This is a genomic window from bacterium (assembly GCA_026708015.1).
Lineage (GTDB): Bacteria > Actinomycetota > Acidimicrobiia > Acidimicrobiales > Bin134 > Poriferisocius.
This window is the reverse complement of record JAPOVT010000016.1, coordinates 1-16881: the sequence shown is the minus strand read 5'-3', so window position 1 is coordinate 16881 and position 16881 is coordinate 1. Positions and strand designations below refer to the sequence as shown.

Here is a 16881-nt window from a genome sequence, read left to right as displayed (position 1 = left end):
TCATGGTGCCTTACAGGAAATTTATCGGCGAACGGCAGCAATCACACCGCTTCGCTGACAGTCGGTGGGACCTCGCCGACGACCACGAACAGGAGGACACACTCATGGGAAGACTGGACGGCAAAGTTGCCCTGGTAACCGGTGGAGGTGGCGGCTTAGGCACCGCCATCAGCGTGTTGTTCGCCAGCGAGGGCGCCAAGGTGGTGGTGCAAGACCTCAACGAGGCCGCGGCTGCGGCCACCGCCGATCAGGTGATCGCCAACGGGGGCGAGGCCATGAGCGCAGCTTGCGACGTGTCCGACAGCAAGGCCATCGAGGCCATGTTCGCCGACATCGACGACCGCTTCGGGCCGGTTACCGTGCTGGTGAACAACGCTGGCGTGGACAGCACCCCCGGTGACGGCTCCGGGGAGGGAAACACCGGTGGCGATCGCCAGATCGTGGACATGGGCGACGACGGCTGGCAGCGGATGCTCGACATCCATCTCAACGGCGCCTTTTACTGCACCCGGGCCATGCTGTCCCGAGTCATCGACACCGACCTGAAGGCGTCAGTTATCTGCATGTCGTCCATCGCCGGACTGGCCGGGTGGGGGCCGATTCACTACGCCACTGCCAAGGCCGGCCTGTTGGGGTTCGTCCGGGCGATGGCCCGATTCTGCGCTCCCCACGGCATCCGGGCCAACGCAGTGTGCCCCGGCGTCATCGACACCCCGATGGTGGCCGGAGTGGACGAGACCATGATCGAGGGACTCAAGATGATCACCCCCGCGGGCCGCATCGGCCAGCCTGAGGACATCGCCTATGCCGCCCTCTACCTGGCCTCCGACGAGAGCGACTTCGTCACCGGCGAGACCATCACCCCCAACGGGGGTCTCGTCATCGGCTAACCGCGCTGCTGGCCGATCAGTCCTCGGGTAGCGGGACTTCGAGGGCGCCCATTTCGACGAGCCGGTCCACTTCGGCGGGGTCCATGCCCAGATCCTCGATGCAGATCTGGCGGGTGTGCTCGCCGAGGAGGGGGGCGGCGTGGACCGGGGGCGTGGGCATTTCGCTGCCGTAGAAGCAGGGGCCTTCCAGCACCAGGTTGCCGGCGCCGGGTTGGAAAACCTCGAGCGGGAACCCACGCTCGCTGAGGTGGGGGTCGGTCATGTGATCCAAGGCGGTCAGCATGGCCGAGCCGGGGACGCCGACGGCCTGGCAGGCATCTTGGACTTCCAGCGGTGAGAGGTTGGCGGTCCACTCAGCCACTCCGGCGTTGACTGCTTCCCGGGCAGCCATGCGGCCGACCACAGTGTCGTAGGCCGAGTCGTCGGCCCAGGCCGGGTTGCCCATGGCTTGCTTGAGCGCGGCCCAGTCGGCGTCGTGGCGCACACACACCACGCTCCACTGCTGGTTGCCGGCGCACTGGAACACACCCCAGGGAGCGCCCTGGTCGGAGTCGTTGCCCACCGGCTGTACCGATCCGGGGCTGAGCGACTCGGCCATGAACAAGTCGCCCAACGTGTTGACCAGCGCCTCAGCTTGGCTGATCTCGGCTTGGGACCCTTCGCCCCGGCGCTCCCGGTTCAGCAACCCGACCAGTGCGCCCAGAGCGCACAGCCGTCCGGCCAGGTGGTCGGGGTGAATGGCGTTGGACCCCGGCGGCGGGTCGCCGTCGGTGAAGTTCCACAGGTACTTGATGCCCCCCACGGTTTGGATGGTGGGCCCGTAGCCGATCCAGTCGGCGTAGGCTCCGGTCGAGCCCATGAGCTGGCTGCTGGCCATGCACACTCCGGGGTTGATCTCTTTGAGCGCTTCATAGCCCACCCCCATGGCGTCCATGGTGCCGGTGGAGTTGTTCTCGATCACGATGTCGGCTGTTTTGGCCAGTTCCTTCAGCACCGCGAGGCCCTCGGGAATCTTGGAGTTGACCCCGAAGCTGCGCTTGGTGCGGCTCGACGAGGCGAACGAAGCCGTCATCTCGGTGCCGGTCACCAATCGCATGAAGTCGGGATAGGTGCGGGTCTCGATCTTGATCACGTCGGCGCCGTATTCGGCCAGCATCCGCCCGCCCTCCACGCCCACGCCGCCGTGGCCGAAGTCCAGCACCCGCAGCCCGGCCAGCGGATGGGCCAACTCACCGGCATCAGGCACGGGCCCTCGGGGCTCGGCGACCGCCACCTCCGCGGCCACCTCGTCGTCGTGCTCGCCCACTGCCGGTGCTCCGAACCGGAACCCCTGGCGCTCTTGGTTCATCTCCATGAATCCCGAGGTCGCGGCCGCCTGCACGCCGGGGGACACGTCCATCGGCACGAACGTCGATCTGGACACGTAGTGCTCGTTCACCAGGATGTCGGATGGCTTGAGCATGGGGGTGACTACTACGCCTCGGCGCTGAGCCTCGGCCGCGGCCTCTTCCATCATCATGGGGGCAAAATGCTCGGCGATCACCGGGTTCAACACGTCGCCGTTCATGATCCGGGTGATGGTCTGGCTCCACATCTCGTCGGCGAACGCCTCGGGACGGCCCATCCACTCCCACATGGCGAACCACTGGCGGGGGCTGAGGATCACCATGGTGATGAATCCGTCGGCCGTCTCGAACAGCGGGTACACCACGGTGGTGCCCGAACGGACAATGGGCGGATCAATGCCAGCGTCCAAGGTGGGCTGCATGTTGGCCAGCTGCCAGGTATTGAGTTGGATGGCCGCCTCCAGCACTGAGAAGTCCAAGTGCTGGCCCCGCCCGGTGCGCTGTTTGGCCACCAGGCCGATGAGCACGGTCAACGCGCCCACCACCCCGGCGGCGTCGTAGGCGAAGGCGCCGGGGATGAGCAGCGGCGGCTTCTCCGGGATGCCGGAGGCGGCAAGATGGCCGCTCAGAGCCTGGATCACTTCGTCGGTGGCCTCGAATTGGGCATAGGGACCTTCCTGGCCGAAGTCGGTGATTGACAGCACCAACAAATGCTCTAATTCGGTGGAAACCTCTCGGGGATCCAGTCCGTAGGGGGCCAGTGTTCCCGGCTTGGAGGACTCGATCCACACGTCGGCGCTGGCCAGCAGTTCTCGTAGCTGGGCCTGTCCCTCAGCCGCGGTCACATCCACGGTGATGCCCCGCTTGTTGAAGTTGCGGAAGGCGAAGTACAGGCTGGTGTCGCCTTCGGGGGCGAACGGGGGCATGCGCCGGGATTCGGCCCCGCTGGGCGGCTCCACCCGGATCACGTCGGCACCGAAGTCGGCCAGCAACCGCCCAGCCAACTCACCCTTGATGTCGGCCATGTCGATGACCCTCAGGCCGCTCAGCGGCAGTTCATTCGAAGACACGAAGCGCGACACTACCCCCAGCATTCACGCGGGTTCGAAGAACGTGGTCAACTAGCGAGATGAGCAAGCGGACCAACCTTGAGATCCTTCAGTCGGTGTTCGACTCCATGGGCGATGCCGACGCAGTGGTGGCCCACTACACCGACGACTATGTGCTGGAGCTGCCCTACGCCCATCCCGAGAATCTGGATCGGACCGAGGGCAAAGAGGCGGTGCGGGAGCGGCTAGTGGGAGCTTTCCAATTGTTCCGCTTCACCCTGCACATCACGGAGGTGTACCCGTGCGCCGATCCCGATCTGCTGATCGCCGAATATGTCAGCCAGGGTGAGGTGATCCCTACCGGCCGCCGCTACTCCAACCGCTATATCGGCGTATGGCGCTTCCGCGACGGCAAAGTCTGCTTTACCAGGGAGTACCTCAACCCGGAAATAGCCCGGGCTGCGATGGCGCCTGCTGAGGGCTAGCGGTTAGAACCTGCCGCCCCCGAAGCCCCCGCCGCCAAGACCCCCACCGCCGAAGCCTCGCATGAGGGGACCTTGGGACCGTTCGTTGAAAGTGTCGCTGATGCCGGATTGCTCGAACCCCATGGGCACCTGGCCGGTGGTGGCGTAGATGTAGAGAGCCATTTGAAAGATGGCGGTGAGGGTGCTGATCACCACCGACACCAAAGCGATCCAGCCAAACCCGATAACGATCGCGACCAGTGCGCCTACCGATCCTGCTGACGCCCCCAAAGCGATGATGATGATGCCTGGGATGGCGACCACGAATCCGATGATGCCGAACCCCACCTGGGCGATCAAGTTCTCACCCCAAGTGTGGCGCAGCAGCTCTCCTGAGCGGCTCAGCGACTGGAACGGCCCGGTCTGCTCGACCACCAGGATGGGCACTACCAGGAAGGTGAGCACCCCCCAGGCCATGTTGAGGAGGCTGCCGAGAATGCGAGCGACGATGTTGTCCGAACTCTGTATCAGTCGAATGATCATCCCGACGGTCAGCGCGAGAATCGCCCAGGGCACGATCACGTGAAGCCGGGAGAACGCACCCTTGATGGCGCTGGAGATTGTGGGATCACCCCCGCTGAACCTCTCCCGGGCTCCCGATACCACTGCGGCGTTGAAGAACACGGTGATGACTGTGACGGCAAGCAAGATGATGATCCCGCCAATCCACAGCATGGGATCGCTTCCCGCGCTGCTGCCCCCGTCGTCAATCCCATCGGTGGAAAGCCAGATGGGCAGGCCAACGGCTAATACCACCGCTATCGAGGCCAGTGCCCCCAGTATCGGCAAGATCGCCAGTTCTCGATCATGTTGCAAAACCGCCCATGACGCTTTGGCGGTGTCCATAGTTCGGCGAAATCGACCCATAGCCGAAATGCTACCAGCGAAGGACGACGGTTTTGCGGCGACGAATTCGAGGGCTATTGACTGGCTCGTACCAGCGGCACTTCGCAGGACTGGTCGAAGTCGATCTCCACGGTGATGTGGCCGTTGCCGTGGGGACCGGCCCCCCAGGAGGGCATGACCGCGGAGTACAGGCCGGTGCCTCCGGCGACCAGGATGAGCAGGGCCTCGGGGCTGCTCAGGGCATGGATTGTCACGTCTGGATCTTCGCCTTGGCTGCGCTGATGGCGGTCGATGCCCGAACCCCGGGCCCGAACCGCAGACAGCTCCGACCAGGATCGCTTGGCCCGTTGATGGAGTGCCTCGGCGATGGAGGCCCGGTCGTGGCCCACGTCGGCCAGGGCGATGGCGTGGTCGGGGTTGAGCACCAGCACCTGAGTTCCCCGGGCGAAATGTGTGTTGTTGGCCCCCAGCCCCGACAGCGAGGCGGCCAGCACATTCAGCAGGTGGTCGGCGTACACCTCGGGGTTGTCGTCGGGAAAGCACAGCACCGAATGCGGCCCTTCGGTGCATGACACTGTGACCGTGCTCTGGTCGATGCCATAGCCCAGTGAGGTGTGCAGCGGCGGGAAGGGGCTGGCCTCCTCGTCCTCGCCCAGACAAAAAGTGAATTTGCCGGGATGGCCGAGCAGCGCCATGTCGGAGGTGCCCGGTCGCCCGCCGCCGATGTTGATCATGGCCAGGCGCACCGCCCGGCCAATGCTTGCGTTGGCCCGGTGGCCGGGGCCCAGCGCGCCGAAGCCCGAGGCGATGCCGCACGCTCCTACCGCCGGTCCGTTGACCACTAGCAGCGGCCCCAGGTTGTGGGTGGTGGCCTGTACTTCGGTCATGTCCAACCGGGGGTCGGACACCGCCCGGACAGCGGCCACCACCACCGGGAAGTAGTCGGACAGACAGCCGGCCATCACCGCAGCAATGGCGGCCTTCTCCACAGTGGCCTCGCCCAGGTTGGGGCCAAGCTGGCCCAGCGAGACATCGCCGTCGAGGCCCGAGGCCAGAACCATGCGCTCGACCCGGGCCGGGGTGGGTATCACCACGGGCAGGCCGTCGGTGCATCCCGCCTCGTGGAGCTGTTCGAGAGCGTCCTCCTCGGAGAGCGCTGTCAGCCGTTTGCTCATTCGGCGGTGCCCAGCGCCTGGAGCACCTCGTCAGCGATGTCGTCGGCCACCATCTTCATGGCCTTTTCCCCGGTGCCGGCTACCGGGTGGGGGAGGATCACCCGGGGAATGTCGGGCATGCCCGCCGACCGGGATACGAAGTCGCCCTGGGGGGAGAATTTGGTGGTCACCAAAGCCACCGCTGGGGTGTCGTGGTGGGCGGCTTTGATGGCGTCACGCACGGTGCCGCTGGTGCAACTGCCTCAATGGCCGTACGCAGCCACCACCGCGTCGCACGTCTCGGTGATCTCGCCCATGAGCTGGTCGTCGGCCACCATCGAGGCGTTGCCCTTGTTCCAGGCTCGAACCTCCACGTCGGGGCGCACCCTACGCAGGCTCTCGCCCACCGCATCCATGAACGGCACCGAGTCGGGAAATCCGTTGGCCAACAGCCCGATGGTGAGAGCTCCGCTTCCTGCGGACAGCTCGTAAGGGGTTACTGATTTGCCCGGATCAGCCTGTGGGTCCAAGTATTCGATCGCCATGGCTCTACGGTAGTGCAAGTGCGTCAGTGGAAAGCATGGGCTGTGATTGCGGTGATCGCCGCCACCGTCGGAGTTGTGGCCGTGGTGGTGGATCGGCAGTTCTTCGTTGAGGAAGATCCCGTGTTCACCACTTCACCGGCACCGATCCCGTCGTCGCCTGTCTCGACTCCCGCATCGACGGCCCCGCCTTCGCCCGAACCCACGCCCACTGGAGAAACCACCCCCACCGAGGCACCCACCCTCACGCCCACTCCGGTACCCACACCCACGCCCTATCCCGGCTGGGTGGATCCAGCCACTGCCTTCCAGCCGTCCAGCGGTATGCCCGGGTTGCTCACCTTCCGGGGCAATCCCACCCGCACCTTTTACGGCACAGGTCCGGCTCCCCAGGCGCCGGAGGTGCTATGGCGGTTCACCGGAAGCGACGAGCGGGATCTGTGCTCGCTCACCACTTGGGAAGCGGGCACCACCCTGTGGTGCGGCGCGGGCTGGACTGGCCAACCGGCGGTGATCGAGTGGGATGAGCGCACCTGGGTGATTGCGGGCACCTACACCCCGGGGGTCCACTTCCTGGACGCCGCTACCGGCGAGCAACTGCTGCCCGAGTTCGTCGTGGGCGATCTTGTAAAGGGTTCGGTGACCGTCGATCCCGACGGCTATCCCCTGGTGTACTTCGGAGCGCGCGACAACGAATACCGGATCATTGCCTTCGACCGGGAGGAGCCGACCCAGCTCTGGTCAATGCATGCCAATGAAGTGTCGCCGGTGCTGTGGAACGACGATTGGGACGGCGCCTCCCTGGTGTTGGACGACTACCTGTTCCAGGGCGGGGAGAACAGCCACTTCTTCATCATCAAGCTGAACCGCGGCTTCGGCGCTGACGGGATGGTGACCGTCGATCCCGAAGTGGTGTTCTCCAACCCCGGCTGGGACGACGAGCTGCTCAACGTGGTGACCGACGGCAACGTATCCATTGAGGCGGGAATGACCGTGGTGGGCAACACCCTTTATTTCGCCAACTCCGGGGGCCTAGTGCAGGGCTGGGACATCTCCGGGGTGGCCGACGGACAGGTGCCCGAGCGGGTGTTCCGCTACTGGGCGGGCGACGACGTGGACGCCACCGTGGTGGCCGACGGCGAGGGCTTCTTGTACGTGGGTGTGGAGTATGAGCGGGGCAATGCCCGCAGCCAGGAGTTGGGCCAGATGCTCAAGCTCGACCCTTTGGCCGAGGATCCCCTGGTTTGGGGCACAGACCTCCGCAACGCTGACATCGACGGGGTGTGGGCCACCCCGGCGCTGACCGAAGAGATGGTGTACGTGCCCACCAACGCCGGCTTCCTGTACGGGTTGAGCCGCGAGACCGGCGAGGTCGTTTGGTTCAAGCGGCTGATCGGTCCGGTGTGGTCATCACCGGTGGTGATCGGCGAGGTGCTTATGCAAAGTGACTGCGCGGGCAACATCTACGCCTACGACATCTCGCTCCCCTCGGTTGAACCGCCCGAGCTGTGGCGCATGTCGCTGGGCGGCTGTGTGGAGGCCACCCCTGCGGTGTGGAAGGGCGTTATCTATGTAGCCGACCGCGTCGGCGGCTTCTACGCCATCGGCGATCGTTGAGCGCTCGCATATCCTGACGCCGTGGCCGAGCCCTACTACAACATCACCCGGTGGACCGAGGTTGACGACGGCGGCCACTTCCCCGCCCTTGAAAACCCCGATGTGCTGGTGGAAGAGGTACGGGCCTTCTTCCGCCCCATTCGCTGAAGACCCCTGAGCAGAAAGAGACCATTGCCATGACTCGACTGGGAATCATCGGACTGGGCGACATGGGCGGCGCTATCGCTGAGGGCGTGCTCACCGGCCAGTGGGACGACGAGGTGACCGTGGTGGGCTACGACATATCTGCCGAGGCCATGGACCGGTTTGCCGATCTGGGCGGCACACCGGCCGCCTCGGTAGGGGAGCTGGCCTGCCAGGTGGACTTGGTGGCGGTGGTGGTGATCGATGACGCCCAGGTGAGCCAGGTGTGTCGGGGTGCCGATGGGGCCATCGCCGGGGCGGCCGAGTCGGGGGCGATGGTGGCTGTTCACTCCACCGTTCTGCCCGCCACGGTGGTCGAGCTGGCCGCCGAGGCCGACGAAGCCGGGGTGGCGCTGATCGACGCTCCGGTCACCGGCGGCACCTATGCGGCTCGAAGTCGTGACCTGGTGGTGTTTTGCGGGGGTGATGAGGCGCACACCGAGCAGGGGCGCCCCCACTTCGAGCGCTATGGCGGCATGGTGGTCAACGTCGGCCCCCTGGGCGCAGGGCTGCGAGCAAAAGTGGCCCGAAACCTCATCAGCTACGCCGAAATGGCCGTGGCCTTCGAGGCCATCTCGTTGGCCGCAGCCGCCGACGTGGACTTGAAGGCGTTCGCCGACATCGTGAGCTATTCCGACCGCAACATCGGCCCTCATATGGGCGTGTTCACCCGCCCGATCGTCTATCCGCCCCTCGCGTTCGGCGGCAGCTTCACCCGCATTGCCCACAAAGACCTGGGCGGCGCGCTCGCCTTGGGCGAGGAATTGGGCGTCGAGTTGCCCATCACTGCGCTGGTCGACCAGCACATCGATGCCGCATTCGGCGAGTAGCCGCGACGCGGGACTAGGGCTCGGGCAGTACCCGGCGGCTACTCGAAGGTAACGGTCCCGGCATCGAGCACCACCCGGTCGCCCACCCTGGTCTGGAACCGGGCTGACCCGCCGCCCTCGTCCCAGATGTGGACGTCGAGGGTCTCGCCCGGAAGCACCGGCGAGGAGAAACGGCCGTTCATCGACTTGAAGCGAGCCGGATCGCTGGCGCACAGGGAGTGCAGCAGCGCCCTACCGGTGAAGCCATAGGTACACAAGCCGTGGAGAATGGGGGTATCGAATCCGCCGGCGGCGGCAAACGACGGGTCGGAATGCAGCGGGTTGCGGTCGCCGTTGAGCCGATAGAGCAGGGCCTGGTCGGAACGGGTCTCGTAGGTGACCACATGGTCGGCGTCGCGCTCGGGCACCTTCGGCGGGCTAGCCGGACCCCGGTCGCCGTCCCAGCCCCCTTCGCCCCGGATGAACAGCGAGGTGACGTTGGTGAACAGCGGCTGGCCGTCGGCGGTGTCGGTGGCCTCGCTTTCCAGCACAACTAGGGCGGCCTTGCCCTTGTCATAGATGCCGGCCACGCGGCTCACCGAACTGACCGTGGCCGCTACCGGCAGCGGCTTGTGGAGGGTGAACCCCTGCTCGCCATGCACCAGCAGCGCCGGGTTGTAGGTCCCGATCTTGGCCAGAGGGCTGTTGGCGCTGCCCACACCGCCGCCCAGAACCACGCACATGGTGGGCAGAGCCTTCTGCTCCACGTCTTTGGTGTTCTCGGTGGTGAACTCCAGCTCGAACCCGGTGGGATCGCTCATGCCCGCGCCCACGCCCAAGGAGTACAACAGGGCATCTTTGGACTTCCAGCTTGAGGTGCTCGGATCGCTCTCGGCGCCGACGGCGTTTGGGTCGAGGGGCATGGGGGACTCCTAACGGGATTGGGGTTCTTGGGCGCCTGGTTGCGCCGTGACGGTACCCAAAACATACCGTTGCCGTCGTGGCCCATATCAATCAGCCAGGCGGCCCGTTCCAGGCCATAGACCATCCGGCGGTGGCCAGCCGGGAGCGGGAGCTGCGGGCGCTGGCCGACGCGGTACGACGGCTGGTGGCCGCCACCGTCACCAACACCGCCTCGCCCGCTGACACCGCCGCGCTGGCCGACGAGGCCAACGCCCTAGCCGACCGCCTCGAGGCCCATGTGCCCGCCGAGCCCCCGCCCCGTTACGGCCCTGGCGGACATGAAATTGAGGGCCCGCCCATTACCCACAAGCGGGCGCCCTTCGACTATGTGACCGGCATTTGCAATCCCACGGCGGTACCGGTGGAGATGACCGTTCACATGGACACCGATCCCCCCAAGACCCGGGGCCGGGCGGTGTTCACAACCGTGTATGAGGGACCGCCCGGATGCGTCCACGGGGCGGCTATCGCCGCGGCGTTCGACATGGTGTTCACCAGCGCTTGCTCCACCCGAGACGCCAGCGGGCCCACCATGATGCTGTCGGTGCGCTACCGGCGCCCCACGCTGCTCAACGTGGAGACCGTGTTCGAGGGGTGGGTGGAGACCTTCGACGGCACCATTACCGAGGTCAAGGGCCACGCGTTGCAAGACGGCCAGGTCACTGCGCTCGCTGAGGGGGTGTTCCGCCACCTCGACCGCGAGAAGCTGAACCAGCTCGCCCAAGCCCGGGGGCCGAATTCTGAGAACGTCGCCGACTAAGACGGCCCGGCACCGACAGCTCTAGCCCGTTACCCCCACCGGTTTCGACGGGGTGAACTCGGCGGGCAGGTGCTTGATGCCGTGGATGAACGCCGAAGACAGCGGCTCCGGCTCGCCGGTGGCGCGGATATCTCCGATGCGGGTGAAAAGCTCGCGGAACATCACCTTGATTTGTCTGCGGGCCAAGTGGGCGCCGAGGCAGAAATGCGGCCCGGGACCGCCGAAGCCGATATGGGGATTCGGGTCGCGCAGCACGTTGAACGTGTGGGGGTCGTCGAACACCGAGGTATCACGGTTAGCGCAGATGTAGCTCATCGCCACCATGTCGCCCTCTTCGATCTTCTGGCCCTCCAACTCGGTGTCGCACAGGGCGGTGCGGCGCATGTAGGAAACAGGGCTGGCGAACCTTACGATCTCCTCCACCGCGCTGGCGGCCACGCCCTTGAAGTCGTCTGTCCAGATGCGTCGCTGGTCGGGGTGGTCGGTGAGGTACACCAGCCCCCAGCTTGTGGAGTTCCGGGTGGTCTCGTTGCCGGCCACCACCAGCAAAACGAAGAAGCTGGCCAACTCGGCACGCGTCAGCTTCTCGCCGTCGACTTCGGCGTTTACGAGAATGCTGGTCAAGTCGCCGGAGTCCACCCCCACCTTCGACTCCGCCACCTCGTCCATCAGATTCGACAATGCCTCGCCTGCTATGAGAATGGCAGTGACCAGGTCGGTCGACTCGGGTACGTACTCCTCATCGGCTGCGCCGAGAATCACATTCGTCTGATCGAACACGAAGTCGTGCTCGGACGCAGGTATCCCCATGAGGTCGCACACGATCCGCAACGGCAGACGGGCCGCCACTTCAGTGACGAAATCGCACTCGCCCTGCTCGCACACCTCGTCCACGATCAGCCGGGCCTGGTCGTGGATCGAGCTTTCCAGACGGTCGAGCATCCGGGGGGTGAAGCCCGCCGATACGAGCCGCCTCAGGCGGGCGTGGCGGGGGTCGTCCATGGCGATGATCGAGTTGAAGTACTCGTTGAACTCCGGGGGGAAGTCGTTGATGGTCACCCCCGAAGACGAGGAGAAAATCTGCGGGTTGCGGGACATCTCGAGGATCGTGGAGTGCCGGGTGACGAGCCACGCGCCTGGCGTCCGCACGCTTTCCAGATCGCCGGTGAATTCGAACCCGGGATAGAACGTGAGGGGCCGGGAGCACACCTCTTTCAGGTCGGCGTCAATCACTCGGCGGTCCCGCCTCCAGAAGGCGTTGTGCAGCGGGTTGTGAGGGTCGGCCTCAGTAGCAGGCGGAGGCTTGGCGAAGGTGTCGCTTATGGCTCTCGATTCGGTTGGCACTGCGGTCATATGAGCAACCTCTGTTCACCTAACTCTCAATAGCGTGATGTGGTCCTGACTGTAATGGCTAGCCGGATACCGCATTCACCATGGCCATTTGGAGCGCAGGTGCGGCCCGAAGTCCTCGATGAACTCCAGCAGCGGCTCCTTGACGTGCTGCTCATACCGCCACTTGTTGTCAGCGAACCATTCTCGGTTGTTGTTGGCCTGCAAGTCGGACAGGAATTCGAAGAGTTCTGGAGTGAAGTGAGGCTGTACAACCCGTGTCCTATCGCATGGAGTCGTGCTGATGCGAAATCGGGGGCTTACGATCTGCACGGCTGGGCTGCTCACATCGCATCATCTACACCGCGAGCGAAGGTCAGATCTCTGGCCAATTAGACCAGGGTTGAGAGGTTCTGGTCGGGGGCGGGGCCGGGGTTGACTTTGGGGCCGGGGGTCCAGGCGACGGGGAGGTGTTTGACGCCGCCGATGAAGTTGGAGCGCAGCCACTCGGGCTCGCCCACTCGGTGGATGTCGGGCATGCGCTCGATGATCTCCTGGAAGATGAGGCGCAGCTCCATCTTGGCCAGGTTGGCGCCCAGGCAATAGTGGGCCCCGCCGCCGCCGAAGGCGATCTGCTCGTTGGGGGTGCGGTTCACGTCGAAGGTGAACGGGTCTTCGAACACCTCTTCGTCCCGGTTGGCCGAGATGTGCCAGATGACGATCTTGTCGTGCTTGTCGATGTGCTGGTCCCTGATCTCGGTGTCCTCGGTGGCAGTGCGGCGGAAGTGCAGCACCGGGGTGGACCACCGCAAGAGTTCGTCGATGTGGGTGTCGGTCACCCCGTCGGGGGAGTTCTTGATGCTCTCGAACTGCTCGGGATGGTCCATCAGCGCCAGCATCCCCTGGGCGGTGGCGTTGCGGGTCGTCTCGTTGCCGGCCACGGTGAGCAGCAGCATGAACATGTCGAATTCCAGCTCGGTCAGCCGGTCGCCGTCGATCTCTGCGTTTATGAGCTTGGTGACGATGTCGTCGCGGGGGTTTTCCGCCCGATCCTTGGCTAGCTGGTTGGTGTAGGCGTATAGCTCGGCACCAGCCGCCACGCCGTCTTCGGCGCCGCCGGCGTACTCGGGGTCGTCGACGCCGATCAAGCGGTTGGACCAGTCGAACAGCATCATGCGGTCTTCCTGGGGCACGCCCATGATCTCGGCGATGGCCTGGAGCGGGAGTTCAGAGGCCAGATCCACCACGAAGTCGGCCTCGCCCTTTTCGATCACGTTGTCGACAATGAGGATGGCTCGGTGCCGCAGGTATTGCTCGATAAGGCCGATCATTCGGGGGGTGAAGCCTTTGTTCACCAGCCTCCGGTAGCGGGTGTGCTTGGGGGGATCGGTGGTGAGCATCATCACGCCCCGGGAGTCGAGGCCGCCGTTGTCGCGGGTGCCAGGGTCGGGGATGGAAGTGCCGCCGATCTCAGAGGAGAAGCGCTCGGTGTCGCGGTTCACCTCCACCAGATCGTCGTGTTTGACCACGTTCCAAAACGCCGGGCCGTTGGGATCCTGGTGCAAGAAGACGGGGGCTTGGTCCCGCAGCACCTTGAACATCTCATGGTGCTCTTGGCGCACGAATCGGTCGGGGTCGAGCAGGTTGACTTCGGTGAGCTTCACAGTTCTTTCCTTTGCTGTGATCGTTGCCGAGTGTCGGCCAGTGTACGGGACGGTCCGATGCGACAAGATACCGAGGTGCGAAATGACGGGGAACCGGTGAGGCAGCTATGACAGCAGGGGCTAACCAGGGCGCTGAGCGGGCCGACGGAGCCAGCGTGGGCGAAGGCGTCCACATGCAGGCCTCGATCCTGGAGGGCGTCCGGGTGGTGGACTTCTCGACCGGGGTGCCTGGCCCCTATGTCACCAAGCTGTTGGCTGACGCCGGGGCCGACGTCATCAAGGTGGAGGACGGGGAGGGCGACCCGGTACGCCGCTGGTCGGCCACCCGGGCCGACTTCGAGGGCGACAGCGCGCTGTTCCAGTTGCTCAACGCCTCCAAACGGGGCATTGTCGGGACCCCCGGCGACCCCGAGATCGAGGAGCTGGTGGCCACTGCCGACGCAGTGGTGGAGTCGTTTCCCGCCGGATCGGGCCTGGGGCGGACTTGGGCCGAGCGCCACCCCCACCTGGTGGTGCTGTCGGTGACGCCCTACGGACAGGACGGTCCGCTGGTTTCCCACCCGTCTACCGAGTACACCGTGCAGGCCCAGTGCGGGGCCATCGCCTGTCGGGGGCGGCCCGACCAGCCCCCGATCCACGCCGGAGGGGGCATCGCCGAGTGGACCGCGGGGGCTTACGCCGGTCCTGCGGTGCTCTCCGCGCTGCTGCGGGCCCGGCGCACCGGGCGCGGCGAGCACATCGATTTGGCGGTTGCCGACGTGATGGGCATCGCCTCCACCACGTTCAGCGACCTGGCCCATTCCATGCGGGGCGGCGGCCACGACTTCGACCGGGTGGCCCGGTCGGTGGAGGCGCCCTCCATCGAGCCCGCCCTCGACGGCTGGGTGGGGTTCAACACCAACACTGCCCTGCAATATCAGGGCTTCGTGCTGATGATCGAGCGCCCCGACCTGATCGACACCGAGTGGAGCCAGATCGGGGAGAGGGCCGGCCGCTTGGACGAGTGGAATGCCATGGTCCACCCCTGGACCAGTCGCCACACCGTGGCCGAGATCGTCAAGGCCGCCTCCGATCTGCGGGTACCGGTGGCCGAGGTGAACGACGGGCGCAGCGTGCTCGACAACGAGCAGTTCGCAGCCCGGGGGGCATTCGTACGCAACCCCGGCGGATTCCTCCAGCCCCGACCGCCCTACTTGATGGACGACGGCGGCGAGCGGCGCCCGGCCACGCCCGCGCCCCAGTTGGGCGAGCACACCGGCACAATCGAAGCCCGCCCCCGGCCGGAGCCGTCGGCTGCTGACGGCTCGCACGATCTGCCCTTGGCCGGAGTAAAGGTGTTGGACCTCACCAGTTGGTGGGCCGGGCCGTCGGCCACCGGCACGCTGGCCATGCTGGGCGCGGATGTGATCCACATCGAGTCCACCGGCCACCCCGACGGCATGCGCATGACCGGGTTCATGTTCGGGACCGAGGACTGGTGGGAGTGGAGCTCGATGTTTGTGGCCATCAACCCCAACAAGCGGGACCTGACGTTGGACTTGGACACCGAGGCGGGCATGGACCTCCTGTGGCGGCTCATCGAGGGTGCCGATGTGGTGATCGAGAACTTCTCCCCCCGGGTGGTGGAGAAGTGGGGCCTGAGCTGGGAGGCCGTCTCGGCCCGCAACCCCCGAGCGGTGTTCACCCGGATGCCCGCGTTCGGACTGAGCGGGCCGTGGCGGGATCGGGTGGGGTTCGCCCAGACCATGGAGCAGCTCACCGGCATGGCCTGGGTCACCGGCCATCTCTACGACCAGCCCCGCATCATGCGCGGGCCGTGCGATCCCATCGCCGGGATGCACGGCGCCTACGCCGCGATATTGGGCCTGGCCGTGCGGGAGCGCACCGGCCAGGGAGTGTTCGTGGAGTCCACCATGGTGGAGGCCGCCCTCAACTGCTCGGCTGAGCAGATCGTGGAGTACACCGCCTATGGCAACGTGATGGAGCGGGCCGGCAACCGGAGTCCCTACGCCGCCCCCCAGGGGCTCTACCCCTGCCGGGGCCATGAGCAATGGCTGGCGCTGGCTGTGGCCACCGATGAGCAGTGGCTGGCGCTGGTGGAGGTGCTCGGGTCGCCGGACTGGGCCGATCGGCCGGAGTACGCTACCGATGCCGGTCGTCGGGAGAGCCACGACGCCATCGACGAGGGGCTGTACGCCTGGGCCGCCGAGCAGGACCTTGACGAGATCGTGGCCCGGTTGGTGGAAGCGGGCGTGCCTGCCGCTCCGGCGTGGGATCCCCGTCTTCAGAACGAGAATCCCCAGCACGCCCATCGGGGCCTTTTCGAGATGGTCGAACATCCGGCGGTGGGCACCCACCCCATGCCGGGAATGCCCTATCGGTTCGCCTCGGTAGACCGCTGGATCACCTCTCCTTCGCCCACCCTGGGCCAGCACAACCACGAGATATTGGCCGAGCTGGGCGTGTCGGCTGACAAGATCGCTGCGCTAGAGGCTGACGGCGTTATCGGCACCCGCCCCAAGGGCCTGTGAGCACCCGCCCGGTGAGAGGATGAAGCCATGAGAGCAGTGCGATGCGTCGACGGCCGTCCCACCACCGTGGAGGTGGCCCCTCCTGAGGGCGCGGGAGTGCGGATCAAGATGGCCTCGGCGGGAGTGTGCGGCTCCGATCTGCACATGCTAGAGCTGGGAATGCTCAACACCTTCACCATCGGTCATGAGTTCGCCGGCTGGCTGGAGGACGGCAGCCCGGTGGCCATCGAGCCCATCCACGGCTGCGGCACCTGCGAGATCTGCCTAGCCGGCGACTACAACCGCTGCCCGGTCACCCTGACCGACATCGCTGGCATCTCCCGCGATGGAGGAATGGCCGACGAGATCCTTATGTGGCCCGAAGCCGTTGTGCGGTTGCCCGCGGGAGTGGACGCCCGGGATGCCTGCCTAGTGGAGCCGCTGGGCATCGCGGTACACGGCTTCCGCTTGGCCGGGTTGCGGGGCGACATGCGGGTGGCCGTGATCGGCGGCGGCCCGATCGGCCAGACTGCGCTGGGCGTGGCTCGCCTGGCCGGATGCGAGGTGGCCATCTCTGCTCGCCACGACGCCCAAAAGGAGGCCGCCGAGCGCCTGGGGTCGGCCCCGCTCACCGATGAGCCCTACGACATCGTGGTGGAGGCCGCTGGTACCGCCTCAGCCCTGGCCGATGCGGC

General features: G+C 65.9%; 17 protein-coding genes. 8 read left to right on the top strand and 9 right to left on the bottom strand.

Translation table 11 applies throughout. From position 1 onward, the window contains the following. The first annotated feature begins 104 nt into the window (after positions 1-104). The gene (locus OXG30_03300) at positions 105-890 is read left to right on the top strand and encodes an SDR family oxidoreductase (protein MCY4133926.1); all 786 of its coding nucleotides are present in this window, start codon (positions 105-107) and stop codon (positions 888-890) included. Between the two features lie 16 nt (positions 891-906). On the opposite strand, the gene OXG30_03295 is transcribed toward OXG30_03300, so the two are convergent. Beyond that, entirely contained in the window at positions 907-3306 is a 2400-nt protein-coding gene (locus tag OXG30_03295) for a CoA transferase (protein MCY4133925.1), read from the bottom strand. A 59-nt stretch (positions 3307-3365) separates the two neighbouring features. Here OXG30_03295 and OXG30_03290 point away from each other — a divergent pair, with 59 nt between their 5' ends. Then, entirely contained in the window at positions 3366-3770 is a 405-nt protein-coding gene (locus OXG30_03290; GenBank protein ID MCY4133924.1) for a nuclear transport factor 2 family protein, read from the top strand. 3 nt (positions 3771-3773) lie between these two features. Here OXG30_03290 and OXG30_03285 read toward each other — a convergent pair whose 3' ends face one another. From OXG30_03285 to OXG30_03270, 4 genes are read right to left on the bottom strand one after another with little or no spacing between them, the layout of a single operon-like run. Further along, positions 3774-4676 carry a DUF6159 family protein gene (locus OXG30_03285; GenBank protein MCY4133923.1) on the bottom strand — a complete coding sequence of 301 codons (903 nt, stop codon included), beginning with the start codon at positions 4674-4676 and terminating at the stop codon, positions 3774-3776. Between the two features lie 53 nt (positions 4677-4729). Then, the gene (locus tag OXG30_03280) at positions 4730-5830 is read right to left on the bottom strand and encodes a hypothetical protein (protein MCY4133922.1); all 1101 of its coding nucleotides are present in this window, start codon (positions 5828-5830) and stop codon (positions 4730-4732) included. Next, on the bottom strand, positions 5827-6051 hold the full coding sequence (locus tag OXG30_03275) for a hypothetical protein (protein MCY4133921.1): 225 nt from the start codon (positions 6049-6051) through the stop codon (positions 5827-5829). The genes OXG30_03280 and OXG30_03275 overlap by 4 nt, the downstream gene beginning before the upstream one ends. A 21-nt stretch (positions 6052-6072) precedes the next feature. Further along, positions 6073-6354, bottom strand: a complete 282-nt coding sequence (locus OXG30_03270; GenBank protein ID MCY4133920.1) for a hypothetical protein — start codon at positions 6352-6354, stop codon at positions 6073-6075. 18 nt (positions 6355-6372) lie between these two features. On the opposite strand from OXG30_03270, the gene OXG30_03265 reads away from it, so the two are divergent. From OXG30_03265 to OXG30_03255, 3 genes are read left to right on the top strand one after another with little or no spacing between them, the layout of a single operon-like run. Then, on the top strand, positions 6373-7968 hold the full coding sequence (locus tag OXG30_03265; GenBank protein MCY4133919.1) for a PQQ-binding-like beta-propeller repeat protein: 1596 nt from the start codon (positions 6373-6375) through the stop codon (positions 7966-7968). Between the two features lie 21 nt (positions 7969-7989). Beyond that, positions 7990-8115 carry an alpha/beta hydrolase gene (locus tag OXG30_03260; GenBank protein MCY4133918.1) on the top strand — a complete coding sequence of 42 codons (126 nt, stop codon included), beginning with the start codon at positions 7990-7992 and terminating at the stop codon, positions 8113-8115. Positions 8116-8144: 29 nt separating this feature from the next. After that, on the top strand, positions 8145-8981 hold the full coding sequence (locus tag OXG30_03255; protein ID MCY4133917.1) for an NAD(P)-dependent oxidoreductase: 837 nt from the start codon (positions 8145-8147) through the stop codon (positions 8979-8981). A 38-nt stretch (positions 8982-9019) separates the two neighbouring features. On the opposite strand, the gene OXG30_03250 is transcribed toward OXG30_03255, so the two are convergent. Next, positions 9020-9883, bottom strand: a complete 864-nt coding sequence (locus OXG30_03250; protein MCY4133916.1) for a MaoC/PaaZ C-terminal domain-containing protein — start codon at positions 9881-9883, stop codon at positions 9020-9022. 77 nt (positions 9884-9960) lie between these two features. Here OXG30_03250 and OXG30_03245 point away from each other — a divergent pair, with 77 nt between their 5' ends. Next, the gene (locus OXG30_03245; GenBank protein ID MCY4133915.1) at positions 9961-10683 is read left to right on the top strand and encodes a hypothetical protein; all 723 of its coding nucleotides are present in this window, start codon (positions 9961-9963) and stop codon (positions 10681-10683) included. A gap of 21 nt (positions 10684-10704) precedes the next feature. On the opposite strand, the gene OXG30_03240 is transcribed toward OXG30_03245, so the two are convergent. The 3 genes from OXG30_03240 to OXG30_03230 all read right to left on the bottom strand — a co-directional run bounded on the left by OXG30_03240 (position 10705) and on the right by OXG30_03230 (position 13676). Then, a complete protein-coding gene (locus OXG30_03240) occupies positions 10705-12036 on the bottom strand; it encodes a cytochrome P450 (protein MCY4133914.1) in 1332 nt (443 codons plus the stop codon). A 75-nt stretch (positions 12037-12111) separates the two neighbouring features. Then, positions 12112-12360 (bottom strand): DUF2461 family protein, encoded by a 249-nt coding sequence (locus OXG30_03235; GenBank protein MCY4133913.1) that lies wholly within the window; start codon positions 12358-12360, stop codon positions 12112-12114. Positions 12361-12404: 44 nt separating this feature from the next. Next, on the bottom strand, positions 12405-13676 hold the full coding sequence (locus OXG30_03230; GenBank protein MCY4133912.1) for a cytochrome P450: 1272 nt from the start codon (positions 13674-13676) through the stop codon (positions 12405-12407). 107 nt (positions 13677-13783) lie between these two features. Here OXG30_03230 and OXG30_03225 point away from each other — a divergent pair, with 107 nt between their 5' ends. Beyond that, on the top strand, positions 13784-16207 hold the full coding sequence (locus OXG30_03225) for a CoA transferase (protein ID MCY4133911.1): 2424 nt from the start codon (positions 13784-13786) through the stop codon (positions 16205-16207). Between the two features lie 27 nt (positions 16208-16234). Next, positions 16235-16881: alcohol dehydrogenase catalytic domain-containing protein (locus tag OXG30_03220; GenBank protein MCY4133910.1), on the top strand; the 647-nt coding region annotated here is incomplete at its 3' end.

Excerpts from the sequence above, each read along its gene's own strand:
- OXG30_03270 (MCY4133920.1), bottom strand. The coding sequence starts at position 6,354 with ATGGCGATCGAATACTTGGACCCACAGGCTGATCCGGGCAAATCAGTA.
- OXG30_03280 (MCY4133922.1), bottom strand. The coding sequence starts at position 5,830 with ATGAGCAAACGGCTGACAGCGCTCTCCGAGGAGGACGCTCTCGAACAG.
- OXG30_03290 (MCY4133924.1), top strand. The coding sequence starts at position 3,366 with ATGAGCAAGCGGACCAACCTTGAGATCCTTCAGTCGGTGTTCGACTCC.
- OXG30_03285 (MCY4133923.1), bottom strand. The coding sequence starts at position 4,676 with ATGGGTCGATTTCGCCGAACTATGGACACCGCCAAAGCGTCATGGGCG.
- OXG30_03300 (MCY4133926.1), top strand. The coding sequence starts at position 105 with ATGGGAAGACTGGACGGCAAAGTTGCCCTGGTAACCGGTGGAGGTGGC.
- OXG30_03225 (MCY4133911.1), top strand. The coding sequence starts at position 13,784 with ATGACAGCAGGGGCTAACCAGGGCGCTGAGCGGGCCGACGGAGCCAGC.
- OXG30_03255 (MCY4133917.1), top strand. The coding sequence starts at position 8,145 with ATGACTCGACTGGGAATCATCGGACTGGGCGACATGGGCGGCGCTATC.
- OXG30_03240 (MCY4133914.1), bottom strand. The coding sequence starts at position 12,036 with ATGACCGCAGTGCCAACCGAATCGAGAGCCATAAGCGACACCTTCGCC.
- OXG30_03250 (MCY4133916.1), bottom strand. The coding sequence starts at position 9,883 with ATGCCCCTCGACCCAAACGCCGTCGGCGCCGAGAGCGATCCGAGCACC.